The 22707-nt window shown below is 58.0% G+C and carries 19 protein-coding genes; 12 read left to right on the top strand and 7 right to left on the bottom strand.

Features of this window, described 5'->3' with window-relative positions:
- From prmA to AC13DD_RS09345, 9 genes are all read left to right on the top strand, one after another.
- Positions 1-897 carry a 50S ribosomal protein L11 methyltransferase gene (gene prmA / locus AC13DD_RS09385; protein ID WP_008170937.1) on the top strand — a complete coding sequence of 299 codons (897 nt, stop codon included), beginning with the start codon at positions 1-3 and terminating at the stop codon, positions 895-897.
- 61 nt (positions 898-958) lie between these two features.
- The gene (locus AC13DD_RS09380) at positions 959-2215 is read left to right on the top strand and encodes a DUF3426 domain-containing protein (RefSeq protein ID WP_092030463.1); all 1257 of its coding nucleotides are present in this window, start codon (positions 959-961) and stop codon (positions 2213-2215) included.
- A 224-nt stretch (positions 2216-2439) separates the two neighbouring features.
- Positions 2440-3438 (top strand): tRNA dihydrouridine synthase DusB, encoded by a 999-nt coding sequence (gene dusB / locus AC13DD_RS09375; RefSeq protein ID WP_008170935.1) that lies wholly within the window; start codon positions 2440-2442, stop codon positions 3436-3438.
- The gene (gene fis / locus AC13DD_RS09370; RefSeq protein ID WP_008170934.1) at positions 3435-3752 is read left to right on the top strand and encodes a DNA-binding transcriptional regulator Fis; all 318 of its coding nucleotides are present in this window, start codon (positions 3435-3437) and stop codon (positions 3750-3752) included. The genes dusB and fis overlap by 4 nt, the downstream gene beginning before the upstream one ends.
- An 84-nt stretch (positions 3753-3836) precedes the next feature.
- Entirely contained in the window at positions 3837-5417 is a 1581-nt protein-coding gene (gene purH, locus AC13DD_RS09365) for a bifunctional phosphoribosylaminoimidazolecarboxamide formyltransferase/IMP cyclohydrolase (RefSeq protein WP_482931077.1), read from the top strand.
- 12 nt (positions 5418-5429) lie between these two features.
- On the top strand, positions 5430-6716 hold the full coding sequence (gene purD, locus AC13DD_RS09360; RefSeq protein WP_008170931.1) for a phosphoribosylamine--glycine ligase: 1287 nt from the start codon (positions 5430-5432) through the stop codon (positions 6714-6716).
- A 194-nt stretch (positions 6717-6910) separates the two neighbouring features.
- The gene (locus AC13DD_RS09355) at positions 6911-9052 is read left to right on the top strand and encodes a TonB-dependent receptor family protein (RefSeq protein ID WP_053113137.1); all 2142 of its coding nucleotides are present in this window, start codon (positions 6911-6913) and stop codon (positions 9050-9052) included.
- 184 nt (positions 9053-9236) lie between these two features.
- The gene (locus tag AC13DD_RS09350; RefSeq protein WP_008170928.1) at positions 9237-10175 is read left to right on the top strand and encodes an alpha/beta fold hydrolase; all 939 of its coding nucleotides are present in this window, start codon (positions 9237-9239) and stop codon (positions 10173-10175) included.
- Positions 10176-10284: 109 nt separating this feature from the next.
- Positions 10285-11859, top strand: a complete 1575-nt coding sequence (locus tag AC13DD_RS09345; protein ID WP_104270839.1) for a cation:proton antiporter family protein — start codon at positions 10285-10287, stop codon at positions 11857-11859.
- A gap of 26 nt (positions 11860-11885) precedes the next feature.
- On the opposite strand, the gene senA is transcribed toward AC13DD_RS09345, so the two are convergent.
- Together senA and AC13DD_RS09335 are read right to left on the bottom strand one after the other, a co-directional pair.
- Entirely contained in the window at positions 11886-13253 is a 1368-nt protein-coding gene (gene senA, locus AC13DD_RS09340) for a selenoneine synthase SenA (protein WP_104270838.1), read from the bottom strand.
- A 69-nt stretch (positions 13254-13322) separates the two neighbouring features.
- Complete coding sequence (locus AC13DD_RS09335) at positions 13323-15137, bottom strand: SLC13 family permease (RefSeq protein WP_104270837.1); 1815 nt, start codon at positions 15135-15137, stop codon at positions 13323-13325.
- A 73-nt stretch (positions 15138-15210) separates the two neighbouring features.
- Here AC13DD_RS09335 and AC13DD_RS09330 point away from each other — a divergent pair, with 73 nt between their 5' ends.
- Genes AC13DD_RS09330 through AC13DD_RS09320 form a run of 3 tightly spaced genes read left to right on the top strand, consistent with a single transcriptional unit; the run spans position 15211 to position 17886 of the window.
- The gene (locus AC13DD_RS09330) at positions 15211-15426 is read left to right on the top strand and encodes a hypothetical protein (RefSeq protein ID WP_104270836.1); all 216 of its coding nucleotides are present in this window, start codon (positions 15211-15213) and stop codon (positions 15424-15426) included.
- Positions 15423-16799 (top strand): sigma-54 dependent transcriptional regulator, encoded by a 1377-nt coding sequence (locus AC13DD_RS09325; RefSeq protein ID WP_104270835.1) that lies wholly within the window; start codon positions 15423-15425, stop codon positions 16797-16799. The genes AC13DD_RS09330 and AC13DD_RS09325 overlap by 4 nt, the downstream gene beginning before the upstream one ends.
- 13 nt (positions 16800-16812) lie before the next feature.
- Positions 16813-17886: a transporter family protein gene (locus AC13DD_RS09320; RefSeq protein ID WP_104270834.1), complete on the top strand. Its 1074-nt coding sequence runs from the start codon at positions 16813-16815 to the stop codon at positions 17884-17886.
- Positions 17887-17904: 18 nt separating this feature from the next.
- On the opposite strand, the gene AC13DD_RS09315 is transcribed toward AC13DD_RS09320, so the two are convergent.
- The 5 genes from AC13DD_RS09315 to AC13DD_RS09295 form a co-directional block, all read right to left on the bottom strand.
- A complete protein-coding gene (locus AC13DD_RS09315) occupies positions 17905-18402 on the bottom strand; it encodes a hypothetical protein (RefSeq protein WP_241956221.1) in 498 nt (165 codons plus the stop codon).
- On the bottom strand, positions 18402-19094 hold the full coding sequence (locus AC13DD_RS09310) for a C39 family peptidase (RefSeq protein ID WP_104270833.1): 693 nt from the start codon (positions 19092-19094) through the stop codon (positions 18402-18404). Before AC13DD_RS09310 ends, AC13DD_RS09315 begins: the two co-directional genes overlap by 1 nt.
- A gap of 12 nt (positions 19095-19106) precedes the next feature.
- Positions 19107-19457, bottom strand: a complete 351-nt coding sequence (locus AC13DD_RS09305) for a hypothetical protein (protein ID WP_104270832.1) — start codon at positions 19455-19457, stop codon at positions 19107-19109.
- A gap of 54 nt (positions 19458-19511) precedes the next feature.
- Positions 19512-20645, bottom strand: coding sequence for a hypothetical protein (locus tag AC13DD_RS09300; RefSeq protein ID WP_104270831.1), 1134 nt, complete (start codon positions 20643-20645; stop codon positions 19512-19514).
- 375 nt (positions 20646-21020) lie between these two features.
- On the bottom strand, positions 21021-22613 hold the full coding sequence (locus tag AC13DD_RS09295; RefSeq protein WP_482931076.1) for an isocitrate lyase: 1593 nt from the start codon (positions 22611-22613) through the stop codon (positions 21021-21023).
- Between the last annotated feature and the right edge of the window lie 94 nt (positions 22614-22707).

Below are 22707 nucleotides of genomic sequence, written 5' to 3'. Positions count from 1 at the left end.
ATGCCCTGGATACAACTCCAGATCCCGGCTGATCCGGACAACGCGGATCAGCTGGAGGATCTGCTCATGGAGATGGGCTCTGACGCCGTCTCCATGGAAGATGCCGCCGACCAGCCCCTCTATGAGCCGGACCCCGGCACCACCCCTTTATGGAGCCAGACAACGGTGACCGGGCTGTTCGATTCCGGCCGGGATATCGAGCAGCTCTGCGCCGATATCCGGGATGCCTGGCACCAGCAAACCCAGCAGGCCCTTCCGGAAATCGACGTCACTCTGGTTGAGGACAAGGATTGGGAACGGGCCTGGATGGACGATTTCCAGCCCCTGAAATTCGGCGAGCGGCTCTGGATCGTCCCGAGCTGGCATGACGCACCTGACCCGGATGCGGCGAATCTGATGCTGGACCCCGGTCTGGCCTTCGGTACCGGCACCCATCCAACCACGGCCCTCTGCCTCGAATGGCTTGATGGCCAGGATCCCCATGGCAAGCAGGTGATCGATTACGGCTGTGGCTCCGGCATTCTCGGCCTTGCGGCCCTGCTCCTTGGCGCAGACCATGTGATTGGTGTCGATACCGACCCGCAGGCCCTCGAAGCCAGCCGGGAAAACGCCCGCCGCAACGGTGTCGAAGACAGCAAGCTGGACCTGTTCCTGCCAGACAACGAGCCCGAGACCAAAGCCGACATCATGCTTGCCAACATCCTGGCCCAGCCCCTGATCGGCCTTGCTCCCCATCTTGCCTCGCGGACCAGGCCCGGCGGCGATCTGGTGCTGTCCGGCATCCTGTCTAACCAGGCCCGGGAAGTAATGGCCGCCTATGAGCCATGGTTCGTCATGGACGAGCCCGAGCAGCGGGAAGAGTGGATACGCCTCACAGGACGGCGCCACGACAGATGACGAAACCGGTCTTAACGACTAAACTCCGAAACTCGTAGCCTAGTCGCTTTCAGGAAGAAGCATGACCCAGAGCAGCCTGCAGACACAGTGCCCGAATTGCCAGACCCGCTTCCGGGTAACCGAAGAACAGCTTGGCATTGCCAAGGGCAAAGTGCGCTGCGGGAACTGCATGAAGGTGTTCAATGCCATTGAGCACCAGGTTATCCCAGGCGGTGGCGAGAAACCACGAACCCCCGCCACCCCGGCACAACCCGCAGGTGCATCATCGCCTGCCGGCTCTACCTCCGGCTCCGGCGTCAGCGAGGAGGATTTTGTCTTCGCCGATAACCCGGAAGAAGATGCGGCGGAAGGGCCTTACGCCGGCACCAAGCTGACCTTCTCCGATGACGAGTTAAGCGATAGTTTCCGCAGCTTTGATGAGCGCGACGAAACAGATTACAAAGACGCTGACACCGACGGCCCCGATGAGCAAGTCGATGAGAGCTGGGCCGAAGCCATTCTTCAGGATGACGAGCCAGCATCCCGAAAACCTTCTGCCCCCCAGCGCCCCGAGCCTGCCCCCGAACCGGAACCTGAAGACACCTCTCCCGAACCGGAGCCGAGGCCAGCACCTCGCCCTGAGCTGAGCCTGGAGGAAGAACCGGTGTTTGAGCAGACCGGAACACCCTCCTCCGCGGCGACCGGGCCGGCCAAAGATTCTGATCCGTTCGATGACTTTGTGGACGAATCCGGTTTCGATTTTGATGAGCCGGAGCGACCGGCCGACGCGTTCCATGCCGACCCGCCCTTCCGGGATCTACGCCGGGAGCCGGTTGCTGTCGATTCCGGTGGAAGTGGCGTCCGCACGATCGTGTGGAGCGTGATTGTACTGGGTCTGATCGGTGTTCTGATCGCCCAGGTAACCTGGTTCCAGTTCGATCGACTGTCGGCCATCCCCGAGCTGCGCCCCTTCTATGAGAAAGGCTGTGAACTGGCCGGCTGCGAACTCAAACCGCTGATCAATGTGGAAGCCATCCAGAGCCGGAAACTGGTGGTGCGGACCGATCCGGATAATCGCTCGCAACTGGTGGTCGATGCCGTGATCATTAACCGGGCCGACTTCGAGCAACCCTTTCCCGCCATTGCCCTCACCTTTTCCAACCTGAATGGCGATGTGGTGGCACAGAGTCTGTTCACGCCTGAGGAGTACCTGGCCGGCGAAGGTCGGGAGCTGGACGCCATGCCCACGGATACTCCCGTTCGCATTGCCATCAACATTCGGGATCCGGGCCGTGACGCGGTGAATTACAACATCCTCTTCCGCCCCCACGCACCCTGATGCCGTAAGCAAGTATTCACTCGACAGCCATTCCCGACGGTCATCGTACAGAACAAAAGTCAACCAGAAAGGGCGAAAAATAATCAGTTTTTTCACCGCCCAGCCCCTTCAATCATTGTCCACCCGGCGGTATCATTACCGCCCTTCGGATGCTGGATCGGTTACTTATTGAACAACCGCTCAGCCCGACCTTTGCTTAACCCGCTGTGACACGGACTCAGATCATGCTGCCAACGGCAAAAATCGGGCCGTACACTTTGCCCAACCCCTTGATTGTTGCGCCCATGGCTGGCGTGACAGACCGCCCTTTCCGTCTTTTGTGCCGGAGGTTGGGCGCGGGTCTGGCGGTGTCGGAGATGGTCATAGCGGACAGCAAACTCTGGCATACGCGCAAATCACAGACCCGCCTGAACCATGAAGGCGAGCCTGAGCCCCGCTCGGTGCAGATTGCCGGCGGCGATCCGCAAATGCTGGCCGATGCCGCCCGTCAGAATGCGGAATTCGGCGCCCAGATCATCGACATTAATATGGGCTGCCCGGCCAAGAAGGTCTGTAACAAGGCCGCCGGTTCCGCCCTGATGAAAGATGAAGCCCTGGTTCGCGACATTCTGGAGTCGGTGGTTCAGGCGGTTGATGTCCCAGTCACCCTCAAGATGCGAACCGGATGGGACCGGGAAAACCGCAATGCACTGGTTATTGCCCGAATGGCGGAGGATGCCGGCATTCAGGCAGTGGCCATTCACGGTCGGACCCGTGCGGACAAATACGAGGGCAATGCCGAGTACGACACCATCGCCGATGTGAAATCCCGCATCAGCATTCCGGTGTTTGCCAACGGGGATGTTACATCGCCTGAGAAAGCCCGGGACGTCCTTCGCCATACCGGCGCCGACGGCCTGCTGATTGGCCGCGCTGCCCAGGGCAGCCCCTGGATTTTCCGGGAAATCCGGCATTTCCTGGAAACCGGTAGCCACATGGCCGCACCGGAGCTTGATGAGGTCGAGGAAATTCTGACCGAGCATCTCCAGGCGTTGCATGCTTTCTATGGTGAGACCATGGGCGTGCGTATTGCCAGAAAACACGTGGGCTGGTACCTGCAGTCCCACGATCCGGGTAAACAGTTCCGCAAACGCTTCAACGCGATCGACGATGCGCTGGAGCAGAGAGACACGATTCAACGGTATTTTGCAGGCTTACGAAATGGAGAGGTATTCGCAGCATGAGCGCTGAGACTTTGGCAAACGACAACCTGAGCACCCCGGCCAACGATGATATCCATCAGTTGCAGACGGTGAACAGCAGCGGCAACACCGTCACCCTGCGCGACAGCGTTGAGGTCGCCCTGAAAAACTACTTCGCCCAACTGGACGGCGCTCCGGTGACCGAGGTCTACCAGCTGGTGCTTTCCGAAGTGGAAGCCCCGCTGCTTGAACAGGTGATGAAATACACCCGCAACAACCAGACCAAGGCCTCCACCATGCTGGGCCTGAACCGCGGGACCCTGCGCAAAAAGCTGAAGCAGTACGGTCTGCTATAATCCAGACACCCTGATTTGAAGAGGGCCTCCCGGACACCATTCGCGAGGCCCTTATTCGTTCATCTCCAGCGAAGAAAGTGACCCATGGCAAACCAGGCTAACACCTCCGTCCGTCGCGCTTTGATCAGCGTGAGTGATAAAACCGGCATCGTCGATTTCGGCCGTGCCCTGACCGAACGCGGCGTTGAGCTGCTCTCCACCGGTGGCACTTACCGGCTCCTGAAAGAAAACAGCATCCCGGTAACCGAAGTCTCCGACTACACCGGCTTTCCCGAGATGATGGATGGCCGTGTAAAAACCCTGCACCCGAAGATTCATGGCGGGATTCTCGGGCGCCGGGGCACTGACGATGCGGTGATGTCCGAGCATGGCATTAGCCCTATCGATATGGTTGTGGTCAATCTCTACCCCTTCGAGGAGACCGTTGCAAAGCCGGACTGTGATCTGGCGACCGCTATCGAGAACATTGATATCGGCGGTCCGACCATGGTTCGCGCTGCTGCCAAGAACCACAACGACGTCGCCATCGTGGTCAACGCCAGTGATTACAGCCGGGTCCTCAAGGAACTGGAGGCCAACGATGGCCAACTGACCTACAGCACCCGGTTCGATCTGGCCGTAAAAGCGTTTGAGCACACCGCTGGCTACGATGGCGCCATCGCCAACTATCTGGGCGGCCGCACGCCGGATAACGACAACGCTGATTTCCCCCGCACCTTCAACGCCCAGTACGTGAAGGTCCAGGACATGCGTTATGGCGAAAACCCGCATCAGCGCGCCGCATTCTACGCCGAGCGCAACCCCAAGGAAGCCTGCGTGGCCACGACCAAACAGCTTCAGGGCAAGGAGCTCAGCTACAACAACGTGGCCGATACCGATGCCGCCCTGGAATGCGTGAAGCCTTTCGCGGATCCGGCCTGCGTGATCGTCAAACATGCCAATCCCTGTGGTGTGGCGATCGGCGCCGATATCCGTCAGGCCTACGACCTGGCGTTCGCCACGGACCCCACATCGGCTTTTGGTGGCATCATCGCCTTCAACCGTGAGCTGGATGCGGAAACTGCCAAAGCCATCATTGATCGCCAGTTTGTGGAAGTGATCATCGCGCCGACCGTTGCTCCGGAAGCAGTGGAACTGGTAGCCGCAAAGAAGAACGTGCGTCTGCTTGCGTGCGGCGAGTTTGACGGCGACCGTGCCCGTTCCATGGATTACAAGCGTGTAACCGGTGGTCTGCTCGTTCAGGACCGGGACCTGGGCATGGTGGCCATGGAGGACGTCAAGGTGGTCACTGAGCGCCAGCCCTCCGAGCAGGAACTCAACGACCTGTTGTTTGCCTGGGAAGTGGCTAAATACGTCAAATCCAACGCCATTGTCTATGCCAAGGCGGGTCGCACCATCGGCGTCGGCGCTGGCCAGATGAGCCGTGTTTACAGCGCGAAGATTGCCGGTATCAAGGCCGCCGACGAGGGCCTGGAAGTGAAAGGGTCGGTCATGGCGTCCGATGCCTTCTTCCCGTTCCGCGACGGCATTGACGCTGCTGCGGCGGCTGGTATCACCGCTGTCATCCAGCCTGGTGGCTCCATGCGCGATCAGGAAGTGATTGATGCGGCCAACGAACACGGCATCGCGATGGTCTTCACCGGCATGCGCCACTTCCGGCACTGAGGGGTTATCACCATGAATATTCTCGTTATTGGCTCCGGCGGCCGCGAACACGCCCTGGCCTGGAAAGCCGCGCAATCCCCCAAGGCAGACCGTGTTTTCGTGGCGCCCGGCAACGCCGGCACGGCACGGGAAACCGGCCTGGAAAATGTCGACATCGACGTGATGGACCTGGACGGTCTCGCCAACTTCGCCGCCACCAATCATGTCGGGCTTACCATCGTCGGCCCGGAGGCGCCGTTGGTTGCAGGCATCGTCGACAAATTTGAGCAGCGTGGCCTGAGGGTTTTCGGCCCGAGTGCCGGCGCTGCCCAGCTTGAGGGCTCCAAGGCTTTCACCAAGGATTTTCTGGCGCGCCACAAAATCCCGACAGCCGGCTACGGCAACTTCACTGATGTGGACGAAGCCCTGGCCTATGTTCGCCAGCAGGGCGCTCCAATCGTCGTCAAAGCCGATGGCCTGGCTGCCGGCAAAGGCGTGATCGTTGCGATGACCCTGGAAGAAGCCGAAGATGCCATCCGCGACATGCTGGCCGGGAACGCGTTTGGTGATGCCGGTAGCCGTGTCGTCATCGAAGAGTTTCTGGAAGGCGAAGAAGCCAGCTTTATCGTGATGGTGGATGGCGAGCACGTTCTGGCCATGGCCACCTCCCAGGATCACAAACGCGTGGGCGACGGCGACACCGGTCTCAATACCGGTGGCATGGGCGCCTACTCGCCGGCCCCGGTGGTGACCGCGGATGTTCATCAGCGCATCATGGATGAAGTGATCTATCCGACCGTGCGCGGCATGGCGGCCGAGGGCCATCCCTATAAGGGGTTCCTCTACGCCGGCCTGATGATTGACAACAGCGGCACCCCCAAGGTGATCGAGTTCAACTGCCGTTTTGGCGACCCGGAAACCCAGCCGATCATGCTGCGGATGAAGTCGGACCTTGTGGAACTCTGCGACGCGGCCATCGACGGCAAGCTCGACCAGTGCGATTCCGAATGGGATGACCGCGCCTCCGTCGGTATCGTGCTGGCAGCCGGGGGTTACCCGGGCAGCTATAACAAGGGCGACGCCATTTCCGGCCTGCCGGACACCGAGACCGAAGGCGAGAAAGTGTTTCACGCCGGCACCCGTCTCAACGGAGACCAGGTGGTTACCAACGGCGGTCGGGTGCTCTGCGCCACGGCTCTGGGCAATACCGTCACCGAAGCACAGAAGCGTGCGTATGAGCTGGCCTCCCGGATCCGGTGGGATGGCGTGTTTTATCGCAAGGACATCGGCCACCGCGCCATCGGCCGCGAGACCCACTGAGCCTGGCCGACCGATCCGATCCTATTCTCAATCCCCGGCCGACCGGGGATTTCTTCGCCTGACCTGACACCTGCCTGCGTCATAAGCACTGACTATTGACTTTATAGTTACGGAACCGTAAAGTTTCGCCCGAACGTAATAGTAATGATTGTCACTTACATTTCGAAAAACAAATGGTAATGGAGATTAACCACATGTTTAAACCTTCCCGCTTATCACTGGCCGTGGCTGTCAGCCTTGCCCCGGGCGCCAGTTGGGCAGTCGGCGATGATCAGCCCCAGATGCTTGAACCCATGGAAATCATTGGCGATGCGTCCGCAGCCCAGACCTTGCCAGGGTCAGGCTACGTCGTTGGTGAGGCGCAGTTGAAAACCGAGGTTGAGACCGACATCAACCAGGTGCTGAAAACCGTCCCGGGCGTCTATGTGCGGGAAGAAGAAGGCCTGGGCCTGCGCCCCAATATCGGCATCCGCGGCGCCACGGCCGAGCGCAGCAGTAATATTACCCTGATGGAAGATGGCATTCTGATCGCACCGGCGCCCTACTCCAATCCGGCCGCCTATTATTTTCCGACACTGAAGCGCATGTCCTCGCTGGAAGTACTCAAGGGTGCCCCGCTGCTGCGCTATGGCCCGCAAACCACCGGTGGTGTCATCAACCTGATTTCCACACCCATTCCCGATCAGCGGCAGGGCTATGTTGAGACAGTCACCAACGACCGCGGCTCCACCGACGTTCATGTAACCTATGGTGACACGGCCGGCGACTGGGGCTACCTGCTTGAGACCGTCCAGCGCTCCGCGAAAGGCTTCAAGGAGATTGACCGCAGTAACCGCGATACCGGCTTTGATATCGAAGACTATGTCGGCAAGCTGCGCTGGCAGGGAGAGCGCCAGAGCGTGACCGCCAAGCTGCAATACTCCGAGGAAACCTCCAACTCCAGTTACCTCGGCCTGACCGATGCGGACTTCAGCCAGGATCCGAACCGGCGTTACGGGTTGTCCAGCATCGACCAGATGAACAATACCCACTCCGGTATCAGCCTGACCCATCAGTTCGACTGGAGTAATACCGTAAGCAGCACGGCCACCCTCTATCGCAACGACTTCAAGCGGAACTGGTTCAAGCTCAGCGGCGGCGGAAGCATCATCGACTCGGCAAACGGCGGCGACGCCAATGCCCAGGGTATTCTGGACGGCACAGTTGACGCCAGCGGCCTGGATTACAAAAACAACGCCAGGGACTACCTGTCCGAGGGCGTGCAGGTAAACTTTGATGTCGACATGGGCAGCCACCAGTTTGATTTCGGCGCCCGCTACCACGAAGATGAAATGGATCGTTTCCAGCCGGTCGATGTTTATGACCAGGTCAACGGCTCTCTGGTGTTCCAGAACACTGTCGCCCCCACGGGCAGCAATAATCGCTTTGAGACCGGCGAAGCCCTGAGCTTCTGGGCGCTCGACACCTGGCAGGCGACGGACAAGCTCAGCGTTAACCTCGCCCTGCGCTACGAGGATGTACAGACCAGCCGCACCCAATACGCGGATCCCGGCCGCACAACCGTCGACAGCACCCGCGCCAATGACAGTGCTGAACTCCTGCCCGGCGCTTCCTTTACCTATGACCTGTCCCAAAGCTGGCAGGTTCTGGGTGGCGTGCACCGGGGTTTCTCCCCTCTCGGAGGTGGTGCCAAGGCAAACGAAGATCCGGAAACCAGCAAGAACTGGGAGGCCGGCCTCCGGTACTTTGGCAATGCGTTCTTCGCGGAAATGATCGGCTTCTACAGCGACTTCTCCAACAAGGCCGAAAACTGTTCCGTGGGCTCGCCGTGCAGCAATGGCGCCACCTCTGGCAGTTTTGTAACCGGCGAGGCTGAAATTTCCGGTGTTGAGTTCCAGCTCCAGACCGGCACCCGGGCAGGCGAGTTCTACCTTCCGGTCAGCCTTACCTACACCTTTACCCAGGCGGAAATCAGCAAGGACAATGCCGCTTCGGGCCTGAAAAAAGGCGAGCAGCTCAAGGACGTACCTGAAAACCAGATGAGCTTCCGGACAGGCATGGAACACCCGAGTGGCTGGGACAACTACCTTGTGGCCACCTACGTCGATGAGATGTGTGTCAGCGCGGGATGCAACAACACCGCCACGAAACTGGACGAGACCGAGTCCCTGTTCCTGGTCGATTTCATCAGCCGCTACGCACTGACCGCCAGTGCCGATGTCTTCCTGAAAGTGGACAACCTGTTCGATGAACAGCAAATTGTCTCACGTTTGCCCGATGGCGCCATGGCGAACCTGCCGCGCACCGCTTCACTGGGGTTAAGCGTTAATTTCTGACGAATGACCGGGTTGGCCTGGTTTCCGGGCGAACCCGCTGTGAATGGCCCACTGATGAGACCCGGCCCGTTGGCCGGGTCTTTTTTTATGCCGGGCAGGGGAAGCAATTCCCATTCTCCGGCCCGAGAGTAAGGTAGACTGCGGACACAAAGTTCCGACCACATCGCCCAAAGGAGTCCCTTCGATGCGCCGCCCGTCACCGGTATACCTGCTGATCATACTGGCCGCTTCCCTGCTGTTCAGTGCCTGCTCTCGTCAGGACATCTACCAGACCGCGATTGATTTTGAACGATCATCGGCGGGTCTGGAGGCGGCGAGCGTGGCAGTGGGCAACCTTGACATCGCCTATCTCAGGAACCAGGAAATGAGCGCAGGCGACACCATCGTCATGATCCATGGCTTCGGGGCCAACAAGGACAACTGGACCCGTCTGGCCGGCCACCTGACCGACGACTTCAATGTCTATGCGATCGATCTGCCGGGGCATGGTGACAGCAGCAAGCCCCTCGACATCGGCTACCGCCTGGAAGATCAGGCAGGCTACGTCGCAAAGATTCTGGAGGCACTGTCGGTCGAGGATGCCCACATCATGGGAAATTCCATGGGAGGTGCGATTACCGCACTCTATGCAGCCAACTATCCCGGCAAAGTGAAATCAGCGGTGCTGTTCGACCCCGCGGGCATTCTCGAGTATGAAAGCGAACTGGTGGATCTTGTGATGGAGGGGGACAACCCCCTGATCCCCAAAAAGCCCGGTGACTTCGAGCGGCTCATGGAGTTCGCTCTCGAGAAAGAGCCCTTTGTGCCCTGGCCGATCATGGGCGTGATGGAAGAGCGGGCCATCGCCAATCGAGACATCAACGAGGTCATTTTTGCGGCGATTCGTGATGCCGGTTTCGAGTCGGACTTCCGCAATGCCATCACCAGGATTCAGGCCCCGGTCCTGATCATCTGGGGCAAGGAAGACCGGGTGATCAACTACCGAAACGGCGAGGTGTTCGCAGCAGCAATCCCGAATGCCAGGCTGGAACTGATGGACGGTATCGGCCACGCACCGATGGTGGAGGCCCCGGCGGAATCCGCAGAACTGTTCCGGACCTTTATCGGGCAGCCGGTCGAGTGAGGCTCATTTGAGCAATAGTTTCCGCATTCCACCTTCAGCGACTACAAGGGCACCGCAAAACAGGGTAGCCTAACAACCATTGTGCTTTTGACGTCCGAACTGATATCCCATGCCTGAAGCGATCTGGATTACCTTTGCCTTCGGCCTTGGCCTGCTGGTCAAGCTTGTTGGCCTCCCCCCTCTTGTTGGCTACCTGGCTGCCGGCTTTGTGCTCAGTGGCATCGCCGAAGCCACCGGTGTGGTGATCGAGGAGACCGACGTTCTCCAGCACATTGCGCATCTTGGCGTACTCCTGTTGCTGTTTACCGTGGGGCTGAAGCTGAAGCTTCGCTCCATCGTCAGCCCGGAGGTTATTGGCGGCAGCCTGCTGCATTTCGGGATTACCTGCGCGGTCTTTACACCCGGGCTGTACCTGCTCATGGATATCGGGTGGTCAACGGCGTTCATGCTGGCCATTGCCCTGTCCTTCTCGAGCACAGTCCTGGCAGCCAAGGTGCTTGAATCCAAACGGGAACTGCGGGCGTTCCACGGCCGGGTCGCCATCGGCATCCTGATCATGCAGGATCTGATTGCCCTGGTCGTTATGAGCCTGGCGGCCGGGAAAACCCCCTCCGAGTGGGCGCTGATTGTGTTCGGGCTGCCGCTGCTTCGACCTCTCCTGTTCAGGCTGCTGGATGCCAGTGGCCACGATGAACTGCTGGTTCTCCTGGGGCTTCTGCTTGCGCTTGTTGTCGGCGGGCTTGGCTTCGAGGCGGTCGGCCTCAGCTCGGAACTGGGCGCACTGGTTTTCGGTGCCATGCTGGCAAACCATCCGCGCTCTCAGGAACTCGCCAAATCCCTATGGAGCGTGAAGGAAGTATTCCTTGTGGGATTTTTCCTGCAAATCGGAATCGGTGGTCTGCCGGACCAGGAAGCGATCATGTTTGCCGTGATTGCGGCACTGGTATTGCCCCTCAAAGGCATTCTGTTCTTCTTCCTGTTGATTCTGTTCCGGCTGCGCTCGCGAAGCAGCTTCCTCTCGGCCCTGTCACTGACCAACTACAGCGAGTTCGGGTTAATTGTTGCGAGCGTGGCCTTGCCCGAGTGGCTGGTTCCCCTGGCAATTACGGTGTCGCTGTCATTCGTTATATCCGCACCATTGAACCGGTTTGCCCACCCACTCTTCGAGCGGATAAGCCATCGACTTGGAACCTTTGAAAGTCACAAACGCCATCCGGACGAACAACCGATCTCCCTGGCCAACACCCGTTTTCTGGTAATGGGAATGGGGCGAACCGGAACCGCCGCCTACGATTGGCTGAAAGAATCCGAACAGAACCTGATGGGGTTGGACTCGGATCCCGCAAAAGTCGAAAAACACCAGAAAGCCGGTCGAAATGCCGTATTCGCCGACGCAGAGGACACGACCTTCTGGGAGGGGCTGCACATGCCATCCGTTGAAGCAGTCATTCTCGCGATGAGCGATATTGAGGGCAAATTGATTGCCGCACGAATGCTCAGAAAGCTGGGGTTCAAGGGCTATATTGTTGCGCACACGTTGTATGCCGATGAAGCAAAGCAAATCTGCGAAGCCGGCGCCGATGATACCTATCTCACCATGAGTGAAACGGGTGTTGCCCTGGCCAGTCACCTGTTAGACAAGAAACCGGCCACGCCATCCCTCACTGTGAAGAAATCCGTATAGCCTGGCCTCTGGGCGCGGCAAGCAGGCTAGTTTTCCCCGAGGGCACAAGTACGGAACCCGGTATAAACATCGTTACGCAGGGGCAGGTAAGCCTGCCGATAGGTGCCCCTGATCAGGCAGGATGATGTTGCACAACCACCGCCCTTGGTGACCTTGTGATCACCAAACTGCAGGGTGGACATGAAAGGGTACATATCCACCTTGAAGCCGTCGTAAGGCAGGAACTGATCACTGGTCCACTCCCAGACCGTACCTGTCATCTGGCGGCAGCCAAAGGGGCTGTCACCATCGGGAAAATCAAACACCGGATTCTGGGCCATGGCGCGCCCGTTCAGATCAGCCAGGCGCTCATCCGGTGTCGAGTTGCCCCAGGGAAAGTGCCGGAATGGCTCGCCCGGTCGATTGCCAAGGGCTGCCACTTCCCATTCATACTCCGTCGGCAGACGACGCCCTGCCCAGCGGCACCAGGCCTCCGCCTCCCAGTAAGTCACATGGGTGACCGGTGCGTCCGGGTTCACGGGCTGCCAGCGATCAAACAGACGCTCCTGCCACTGGTCATCGTGCCAGCGCCAGTACAACGGATGACGGGGCGCCCGAAACATGGGCGCGTCACTGCCATGAACCAGAGCCACGTCGGTTTCGGTCTGAAGCCACTTCTGCCCACCAAAAGACCAGAGCTCGGGTCGTCGGTAGCCACCGTCTTCCACGAACTCCATGAACTGGCGATTGCTGACCAGGCATTTCGAAATGGCGAACGATTCCAGTTTCACGGCAAACCGTGGCTTTTCATTATCAAAGCCAAAGTCTTCACCGGCGTAACGTTCTGACTCACCCGGCATTCCGATCAGCCACTCCCCGGCCGGCACTACCGCGTCTCCCCCATGTGGATCGCCCGGTGCCGGCCGATAAAGATCGGTGCCCGGCGGCGCCGGGTAGCCGACAGTCTGGCGACACCAGATCATCGACTCGATGTGCATGTTCTGGTGGTAGATTGCGTAGCGATACAGGTAACGAGCCTGGTCGGTTAACGGCTCTTTTTCGATCCGCTCGGCCACGCGATCATAGATTAGATTGAAGTACTCTAAGGTTTTCTGTCGCCCGGGAAACAACTCCCGGTTCCATCTATCCCGGTGTTCGATGTGGAACGAATCCCACAGGTCGTCCATGGCAGGATCATGGCTCGGTGTGCCATCCAGCAGGTTGAAGACGAAGACTTCGTAAAAGAAGGCCGCATGCCCCATTTCCCAGAGCGGTGGATTGACGCCCGGATGGTAGGGAACGTCCAGCGCGGTCTCCGGAAGAGAACAGACAAGACTTTCGGTACGCTTCCGTGTCCATTCAAGCTGATCCAGCAATTCCGCCTTTGCCGCATCGATTTGCTCAATCGCTGTCATCTCGCCAACCACTTATCGTCAAACGGTTTCGTCAGCATACCAGAGAGTTCAGAACCGGGTTAAACGCTCTCACGCCCAAACAGCCAGAATGGCAGGAACAGCCACCAGGGTTACCAACAGAGACAACGGCAGCCCCAGGCGCCAGTAATCGCCAAACCGGTAGCCACCGGGCTCCATGACCAGCGCGTTGGACTGGTGTCCTACCGGTGTCAGAAAGGCGCAGGATGCGCCAATGGCAACCGCCATCAACAGGGCATCTGCGGCAATGCCCAGCTGACCCGAAAGGCTCAGGGCAATGGGTGCAACCAGAATGGCGGCCGCTGCATTGTTCACAACGTTCGAGAGCAACATCGTGCCCATCAGAACAATCGCAACGACCACCCAGGCATCGCCCCCGGAGCCGAGCATCAGCATCCAGGAAGCAATCAGCTCCGCGCCACCGGTGGTTTCGAGGGCCTGTCCCACTGGAATCATTGCCGCAAGCAAAACGATAACGGGCCAGTCGATTGCCCGGTAGGCTTCCTGGTTGCTGAGAACGCCACTGAGAACCATGGCAACGGCGCAGGCAACCAGCGCGACGGGCGGCGACAACCAGCCAACGACGATCACGGCAATGGCAGCTACAAACAATCCGCTAGCCAGAAGCGCGTTGCGTTCGCGGCCGAACCTGAGCCCCCTCTCTGCCAGAGGCAGGCACCCCAGCCCCTGAAGGGTAACGCGCAAGGCTTCCTCCTCACCTTGCACGAGCAGAATGTCACCGGCCTGGAAGCTGATGTCACCCAGGCGTCGTTGCAACCGTTGTCCCTGACGTGCAACAGCAACAATATTGAGACCATTCTGCTCACGAAGATTCAACCTGTTGGCGGTTTTCCCGATCAAACCGGATTCCGGCGTGATCACCGCTTCCATCAAGCGGACATCACCCTCCGACAGTGACTTTTCGTGCGGTTTTTCCGGTGCACTCTCATCTTCGTCGGACTCTTCGGAGGAGGACTCCTCGACATTCGCCAACTCAAGGCCGGTGCTGTCCAGAAATTCCTGCAAAGCATCGGTATCTGCCTCCACCAATAGCAGATCGCCGCCGCGCAGCACGGAAAACGTCGATGGTGCCAGTGACCGCTTGTCATCCCGGATCAGCGCGAGCACCACCACATCCTTCTCGGCGTCAGCCTGTGTCAGCAGGCTATGCAGTGTTGCGCCAATATGCGAGGAATCGTCCGGAACCCGAAGCTCAGTAACATAATCCCCCACGCTGAACAGCTTGCCGCCGTCATCGGGTTTCCCCCGTCTGGGCGTCAGACGCCACCCCGCCAGAGTGATAAAGGCGATGCCAGCCAGGGTTATCGCCAGGCCCACCGGCGCGAAATCAAACATGCCAAAGGAACCCGTTTCCCGGTAACTGGCAATGATGATATTCGGAGGCGTGCCGATCAGGGTCATGGTCCCACCCAGCAGGGAGCCAAACGCCAGGGGCATCAGCAGCAGCGAGGGCGACCGACCGGCTTCCCTGGACATCCAGATTGCCACCGGCATCAGAAGTGCAAGCGCACCGACGTTATTGATAAAGCCCGAGCAGAGAGCCACCACCGAGGTCAGCATCAACACCTGCAGAGTCGGCCGGTGTCCGACCTTGCCCAGCAGGCGGGCCAGGCGGTCAACCACACCGCCATTGACCAGTCCCTGACTGATCACCAGAACCGCCGCCACAGTCACAACCGCCGGGTGGCCAAAGCCATCGAATAGCTGATCCGCCGGCACGATCCCGGCGACGGCAACGGCGAGAAGCGCCAGCAGGGCGACCAGGTCGAACCGGATTCGATTCCAGACGAACAGCACCAGGGCGATCCCCAGTATCGAAAAAACAACTGCCTGACTGGCGCTCACTGTAACTCCATGCTTTCAGTCCTTGTCCGCCTGGTTTGCAGCCCGTGTCGGTAAACTTTACAGGAAGCCGGGGATGACAGAATCCTCTGTCCTTAAGCTCCTGAAAGGCCTACAAGTGTATAAACTGGCATACAAACTGAATGTCTGCCAGCAGGAGTTGTTTGCCTGTTTCCCCAGCCGTATGCGGTCACAGGGCAGTGATCGGATCGAGCAGTTCCGGTATTACCAGCATTTACTGAACGTTCAGCAGTTCGTTTTCCAGGCACATTCTCTGGGAGAGTCGCCATGAAGGAAAAACGACCGCTTGTTTGGTTGTCGGCGGTGTACCCGGTTTTGGCTGCGAGCGGGTCCTTGCTCAGGGACTGGCAGCTTATTCATGTCTCTGCCTCAGACAAACCCCACACAGGCGGGATGCCCCAGGGTGGAGCCAGAGTGGGCGTCTTCGACCTCGCCTCTCTGAAAGGGGATCAACTGACTCGTCTTCCCGACTGGCTGGACACTGTCCCGGTCCAGCACTGGGTCGCCACACTGGAACCTCACCAGATTCAGAGCCCTGAAATCTGTGCTCTTATAAACCGTTACTGCAAGGACTACCACACACTGCCTCTTCAAGCCGAGCGGCTCAATGCAATTCTCGGTCACCTGTGGGGAATGTCTGAACTGCAGGCAACTGCGTCCCGGGCAAAACCCGCTTGTTACCACGACTTTGCTCTGGAGGGAGAATCCGTGGCTATTCGGCATGTCAGAGAGCTGTTGCAGAAATTCGGCCGCACTGAAGAGTCCGTACTGATCTATGGCGAGAACGGAACCGGCAAGGAAGCCGCAGCCCGTTTCATTCACGACCATTCGCCCCGAAAAAACAAGCCAATGATTGCAGTGAACTGTGCAGCCCTACCCCGCTCTCTGACCCAGAATGAGCTCTTCGGACACGAAAAAGGGGCTTTCACCCATGCCATGAGTGCCCAGAAAGGGCGAATCGAGGCGGCCAATGGCGGCACTCTTTTACTGATTGGTGTCGATGAACTTTGCCCAGAGCAGCAATCGGCCATTCTGCGCTTCCTTCAGGAGGGCCTGATTGAGCGCCTGGGCTCAAATCATCCCATCAGCGTCGATACCCGGCTCATTGCAACAAGCACGAAACCGCTTGAACAGCTGGTCAAGACCGGGGATTTCCGAAGCGATGTGTTTTATCGACTTGGAAGCCTGCATGTGTTTTTGCCCCCACTACGCGACAGGAGGGAAGACATTCCCGTACTGGCCAACCGGATGCTCTCGGCCACACCCTCAGCTAATGGCGCCCGGCGGCTCAGTGACGCTGCAATGATCTGCCTGGCTGAACACCCCTGGCCCGGCAACCTCAGGGAGCTGCAGAACCGCTTGCGCCAGGCATTATTGCTGGGAGAAAGCCCACAGATCAGCGCCGAAGACATGGGTTTCATCCCCAACCCAAACGATAACCACGACCGCAACCGAGAACTCTCACTAGACGCTTTTCGCTCCAGAGCGGACAGACAGGCGATCTCGGTAAGTCTCGCGCTTGCCCACAACAACGTGTCAGCAGCTGCCAGGCTTCTGAATATTTCACGGGTTTCGCTCTACCGGCTTATGGATAAGCACCGCGTGCCGCATGGTTCCGCAACCCAGCCGAAGAAGGACTATTGAAGGAGATTGCCACATGAATAAAAACATACTTTGGGTCATCCCGCTTTTTTCTCTGGGCTACTCAATGTTGGCGGAAGCCGCTCAGGCCGACGACGATGCCTCGCCCGCCCCGACGAATATCCGCACAGCACCTGAAGAAGGCCACGACCCGGCAACCGATATTGCCTCCATTACCGCGGATCGGGGCATCGTCACCCGGCCGGGTCGGTTTACCATCGAACCATCCTTTTCCCATGCCCACAGCAACTCAACGGCAGTCGCGATCGAAGGTTACACGGTGATCCCTGCCCTGTTGATCGGGCTGATCAACATTTCGGAGATCCAGCGCGATATTTTTGTCGGTGCCATGTCACTCAAATACGGCTTTACCAGCAAATTTGAAGCGGCGGTACGCGTGCCCTACCTGAGCATCAATGAGGATCTGAGAGAGCGTGAGGTTTTCCAGGGCACACCGGTGGATACACTGCGAGAATCCTCCGGAGAGGGTCTCGGTGATGTTGAAATTTCAGCTCGCTATCAGTTAACCGATGGCCTGGGCGGCTGGCCCTACGTGATCGGCGGGCTGCGCGTGCGAGCGCCAACTGGCGAGGGCCCCTACGACGTTGGCCAGAGGGTCATCGAGGATAATCAGGGCAATCCGATTGGCATAGAGCTGGAAAGCCGGCCAACAGGTTCAGGCTTCTGGGCCTTCGAACCCGGACTCTCATTTATCTATCCGACCGACCCGGCCGTGTTGTTTGGCAATCTGAGTTATGTCTGGACTCTCAAAGAGGAGCAAGGCTTTGAAAACGGAGGCACGGTCGACCCCGGCGATATCGTGCGTTTTGGCTTCGGGATGGGGTTCGCCTTTAACGATCGCACGTCATTCAGCCTGGGCTATGACCACTCGATCATTCGCAAAACTACATTCGAGAGAGACATTGATCTCTTCGAATCCAATTTCGACCGTATTCAGATCGGATCACTGTCATTCGGGCTGTCCCAGCGCCTGTCGCAGTCCACATCTCTTAGCCTGACGGTGAGCATTGGTGTTACTGAAAACGCGCCTAACAGCGAGATCACACTCAAGCTTCCGATCAGTCTCTAGGGAGGAATCAAGAATCTCTCAGCGACCAAGTAACTGAATCAGTTGATCACTGAAGCGGGCCGGGAACTGATGCCCGACACCCAGATTGTTCAGCTCGATATTCAGCTGATGCATATTTTGTATCACAGTGCTATCAAGGCTGTTCTGAACCACAGTCATCCAGCCGTTGGGACCCGCCATCTGGCTGGCTACCCGCGCACCGCCGCTGCGGTTCGCGCTGATCACTTCCAGTACAGTTTCCGTTTGATGGTCCACCAATCCGCCGTTGACCGCCTGGTTGAGGTTGGGAATGGTCAGGCGATTGACCACCAGGGTGTCACCATTAATGCCGACAACTTGTTCCAGGCCGATACTGATCTCCAGGTTATCCATCAGGAAACCACCCCGATATTCAGACAGTTGCGCATCACTCAGGGGCATGACACCAAGCACCAGCTCTGCTCGCGCAGATAGTGACACCGTTGCAAATGAAGCAACCAGTAACGCTATGGCAGGCATCCGGGACATCATGATCATCACCATTCCCTTGTGGAGGGCCAGTAGGGCAATGTGTGCCCGAGCGAAGGACCACTCAGGCCTTTCTGCATCGGCGCCCTGGCCACTTGCGGCCAATGTCCGTCACCGAGAAACCCGTCCCGCCCCTGTACAAGATGACTGCGAATAACAAAGGCGGTACCGTTCCAGTACTCGCTGAATCTTGAGTAGGAATAGACCTTCAACCCCCGCGCCGGATCGCCCACCAGAACCTCACTGTCACTGATACCCTTGATCAGGACAAAATGCCGGAATCCATCAATGTCCAACAACACAATCATGGGTAGGCGCACCTTCTCCTTAAGGCCGGTCAACGGCATGCGAAAACCGTCGGCCTGGTACCCCCTGGCCTCCAGATAGCGCTTCATATCGAGCATGGAGAATCCGTTCTGGCGTACCTTCTGCTCATCTGCCAAAGCAAGCATCTCGATGAAGACATCGTGTTCTGTTACCCGGTCCTGGTAGTGAAAGGACAACAAGGAAGCAACTGCTGCGGAGCCGCAACTGAAGTCGTATTGCTGGCGCATCACACTATCAAACCGGCGACTCTCAAAACTGGTAACGTTTACCTGAACATCACCGCCAATACCCGGCACCATGACCGAGCCGGCAAATGCGGTGGACCATAGCAGCCCGGCACTCGCGCAAACCGCGACAAGAACCTTCCTGGTCATGGCCCACCTCCGTCAGTGATTGATCAGTATGTTGATCTGGGTACTGTCCTGAATGACCACCTGGTTGCCGGTGTTCTGGATAACCGTGGCAACCCCACTCATGTTGCCGAACGCGTTGTCGGAAATACTGTTATCACCTGTGACGACATTTCCTGAAAGCAGATTATCGGACACATTTGCATTTTGCTGGTTGTCGTTAATCTGCCACTGCATCGGGATTCCCTGGCGACCACTTGCATCCGCCAACTGATCCGCCGACATCGGCGCGGCATCCAGCCACTCCTCAGCTGAAACAAATCCCGCTGCCGCGAACAGTAACGCCAGCAAGGCAGCCTTCAGTTTCCATCTGATGACGTAACCCATGGCAGTTCTCCCGGAATAACCGGGCCGCACCCGTTAAGGCGCGGCCGGGATTCCTTACTGGGTGCCACCACCGGTGGACAGGTTGGACATTACACTGACATTCGCCTGTGTAACGTTGCCATTGCCTGCATTCTGGGCAAAGGCGCCAACACCGGTGAAGTTCGCGGAACCGCCAGAGATTTCGTTGCGGTTCCGGGCATCGGTGTAGGACGCTCTGCCGTTGGCATCGCCGTAGTTGGTTGAAGAGCCCGATACACTGCCATCGAGATCGGCGTTGTTCAGGAACACATCCAGATCAAGGGCCAATGAGTTGTCGGAGCTGTCATTTCCGCTGTCGGAGATAGTGGTGTTCCCGCTATCGGCAATGTTGGTTGAGTTGTCGGAGCTGTCATTGCCACTATCCGAGACGGTGGTATTACCGCTATCGGCTACATTGGTGGAGTTGTCGGAGTTGTCGTTCCCGCTATCCGCGACGTTGGTGGAATTATCGGAGCTGTCATTCCCACTGTCTGCCACATTGGTGGAGTTGTCGGAGTTGTCATTTCCGCTATCGGCCACGGCGGTGTTGCCGCTGTCAGCAACATTCGTGGAGTTGTCGGAATTGTCGTTTCCGCTATCCGCGACGTTCGTGGAGTTATCGGAGCTGTCATTCCCGCTGTCGGCGACGTTGGTGGAATTATCCGAACTGTCATTCCCACTGTCTGCGACATTAATGGAGTTGTCCGAACTGTCGTTCGCACTGTCTGCCACATTGGTGGAGTTGTCGGAGTTGTCATTTCCGCTATCGGCCACAGCGGTATTACCGCTGTCAGCAACGTTGGTGGAATTGTCCGAATTGTCATTACCGCTGTCGGAGATCTTGAACGAATCAGCCACATCGGTGCTGTTGTCGGAATTGTCGTTCGCACTGTCCGCAACATTGGTTGAGTTATCGGAGCTATCCGTGGAGTTGTCGTTACCACTGTCCGCAATCTTGAACGAATCAGCCACGTCTGTGCTGTTGTCCGAGCTGTCAGTGGAGTTGTCATTACCGGAGTCGGTATTGCCGGATTGGTCATTGTTGGCGGTGGAGGTGTTGTCCGCGTTGGTATTCGGATCGCCGTCTCCGCCCTGGTCCGCATAGGCAAAACCGGAAACGCCCATTGTCATGGCGATGGCAGCTGCTAGCAGTGTTTTTTTGGTGTTCATGATGTCATTTCCTTTGAAGTTATTGGCTTTTAAGGGATCCGACCCAACCCGCTAGCCTTCGGGTAAGCCAAGGTTCAGACCCGCCAGAACAAAGTAGCGATTCCCGTGCCACAATTGAGAAACTGGAATCAGGCGCATGTTTTTAAAGGGTTTTCTTTTTTTCAATCGAAAATCAACGGGCCCTGGCACCGTTGAAACTGTTTCAGGAATGAAACAGGGAGGGCAAACAAAAAGGAGGATACGTACGTTTTATCGCGTCGTCTCAGACACTTACGTGAAATTCGCAGTGTCAGAAAAACAAAACCCCGCTCTAGGCGGGGTTTTGGGGATTGAAGCGAACCCTCGGGCCCGCTTCGACAACATCTGAACCTTCGATTAACCGAACTGGTTCATGGTGTTGTCTTTACCACCGGCCTTCAGGGCCGCGTCACCAGCGAAGAATTCCTTGTGGTCGTCACCGATGTTGGAACCAGCCATGTCCTGGTGCTTAACGGTAGCGATACCCTGACGGATTTCCTTGCGCTGTACACCAGCCACGTAGGCCAGCATGCCTTCGTCACCGAAGTAACCCTTGGCCAGGTTGTCGGTAGACAGGGCCGCGGTGTGGTAGGTCGGCAGGGTGATCAGGTGGTGGAAAATACCCGCTTCACGTGAACCGTCACGCTGGAAGTTACGGCACCACTCGTCGGCCAGCTGACCCAGCTCGGTGTTGTCGTACTCTTCGCTCATCAGCTTGGCGCGGTCGTAGGCAGAAACGTCCTTGCCTTCTTCCTTCCATGCGTCGAATACCTGCTGACGGAAGTTCAGAGTCCAGTTGAAGGACGGGCTGTTGTTGTAAACCAGCTTGGCGTCGGGAACCACTTCCTTGATGCGGTTAACCATGGCTGCAATCTGGCCAACGTGCGGCTTCTCGGTTTCGATCCACAGCAGGTCAGCACCGTTCTGCAGGCTGGTGATGCAATCCAGAACCACACGGTCTTCGCCAGTACCCGGCTTGAACTGGAACAGGCCAGACGCCAGACGCTTCGGACGAACCAGCTGACCATTCTGCTTGATCACAACGTCGCCGTTGTTGATGTCTTCTGCCTTCTCGATCACTTCACCGTCGATGAAGCTGTTGTACTGGTCGCCCAGATCGCCCGGCTCGTTGGTCACGGCGATTTTCTGAGTCAGGCCAGCGCCCAGGGAGTCAGTACGGGCAACGATAACACCGTCGTCCACACCCAGCTCCAGGAACGCCAGACGAACGGCGTTGATCTTGGACAGGAAGTCGGCGTGGGGAACCGTTACTTTGCCGTCCTGGTGACCACACTGCTTCTCGTCAGAGACCTGGTTCTCGATCTGGATACAGCAGGCACCGGCTTCAATCATCTGCTTGGCCAGCAGGTAAGTCGCTTCGGCGTTACCGAAACCAGCGTCGATGTCAGCGATGATCGGAACAACGTGAGTTTCGTGGTTGTCGATCTGCTTGATCAGCTCTTCAGCCTTGGCGTTGTCGCCGGCATTCTCGGCTTCTTCCAGGGCACGGAACAGGTGGTTCAGTTCCCAGGCATCCGCCTGACGCAGGAAGGTGTAGAGCTCTTCGATCAGGCCAGATACGGCAGTCTTCTCGTGCATGGACTGGTCAGGCAGCGGACCGAACTCGGAACGCAGTGCAGCAACCATCCAGCCGGACAGGTACAGGTAACGACGCTTGGTGGTGCCGAAGTGCTTCTTGATGGACAGCATCTTCTGCTGACCGATGAAGCCGTGCCAGCAGCCCAGGGACTGGGTGTACTGGGAAGTGTCCTTGTCGTAGTTCGCCATGTCTTCGCGCATGATCTTGGCGGTGTACTTGGCGATGTCCAGACCAGTCTTGAACTTGTTCTGGGCGCGCATGCGAGCGGCGTGCTTCGGGTTGATGGCGTTCCAGGTCGGGTGCTGCTTCAACAGGGAAGCGATCTGGTCAACGTCTTGTGCGTAGGGCATGGTCTCAATCCTTTCTACGTTGGTTTTCTAAGTCGATGCGGAGAAGCGTACAGCCACTTCCGAAGCCAACAACCTGCTCACTTTTTGAGCGAAG

Source organism: Marinobacter sp. L-13, from assembly GCF_056857715.1.
Note: the sequence above shows the minus strand (reverse complement) of the source record. Positions and strands in the feature narration are given on the sequence as shown.

Bases quoted from the DNA above. Each gene is read 5' to 3' on its own strand.
- prmA (WP_008170937.1), top strand. From the start codon at position 1: ATGCCCTGGATACAACTCCAGATCCCGGCTGATCCGGACAACGCGGAT.
- AC13DD_RS09380 (WP_092030463.1), top strand. From the start codon at position 959: ATGACCCAGAGCAGCCTGCAGACACAGTGCCCGAATTGCCAGACCCGC.
- dusB (WP_008170935.1), top strand. From the start codon at position 2,440: ATGCTGCCAACGGCAAAAATCGGGCCGTACACTTTGCCCAACCCCTTG.
- fis (WP_008170934.1), top strand. From the start codon at position 3,435: ATGAGCGCTGAGACTTTGGCAAACGACAACCTGAGCACCCCGGCCAAC.
- purH (WP_482931077.1), top strand. From the start codon at position 3,837: ATGGCAAACCAGGCTAACACCTCCGTCCGTCGCGCTTTGATCAGCGTG.
- purD (WP_008170931.1), top strand. From the start codon at position 5,430: ATGAATATTCTCGTTATTGGCTCCGGCGGCCGCGAACACGCCCTGGCC.
- AC13DD_RS09355 (WP_053113137.1), top strand. From the start codon at position 6,911: ATGTTTAAACCTTCCCGCTTATCACTGGCCGTGGCTGTCAGCCTTGCC.
- AC13DD_RS09350 (WP_008170928.1), top strand. From the start codon at position 9,237: ATGCGCCGCCCGTCACCGGTATACCTGCTGATCATACTGGCCGCTTCC.
- AC13DD_RS09345 (WP_104270839.1), top strand. From the start codon at position 10,285: ATGCCTGAAGCGATCTGGATTACCTTTGCCTTCGGCCTTGGCCTGCTG.
- senA (WP_104270838.1), bottom strand. From the start codon at position 13,253: ATGACAGCGATTGAGCAAATCGATGCGGCAAAGGCGGAATTGCTGGAT.
- AC13DD_RS09330 (WP_104270836.1), top strand. From the start codon at position 15,211: ATGACAGAATCCTCTGTCCTTAAGCTCCTGAAAGGCCTACAAGTGTAT.
- AC13DD_RS09325 (WP_104270835.1), top strand. From the start codon at position 15,423: ATGAAGGAAAAACGACCGCTTGTTTGGTTGTCGGCGGTGTACCCGGTT.
- AC13DD_RS09320 (WP_104270834.1), top strand. From the start codon at position 16,813: ATGAATAAAAACATACTTTGGGTCATCCCGCTTTTTTCTCTGGGCTAC.
- AC13DD_RS09315 (WP_241956221.1), bottom strand. From the start codon at position 18,402: ATGATCATGATGTCCCGGATGCCTGCCATAGCGTTACTGGTTGCTTCA.
- AC13DD_RS09310 (WP_104270833.1), bottom strand. From the start codon at position 19,094: ATGACCAGGAAGGTTCTTGTCGCGGTTTGCGCGAGTGCCGGGCTGCTA.
- AC13DD_RS09305 (WP_104270832.1), bottom strand. From the start codon at position 19,457: ATGGGTTACGTCATCAGATGGAAACTGAAGGCTGCCTTGCTGGCGTTA.
- AC13DD_RS09300 (WP_104270831.1), bottom strand. From the start codon at position 20,645: ATGAACACCAAAAAAACACTGCTAGCAGCTGCCATCGCCATGACAATG.
- AC13DD_RS09295 (WP_482931076.1), bottom strand. From the start codon at position 22,613: ATGCCCTACGCACAAGACGTTGACCAGATCGCTTCCCTGTTGAAGCAG.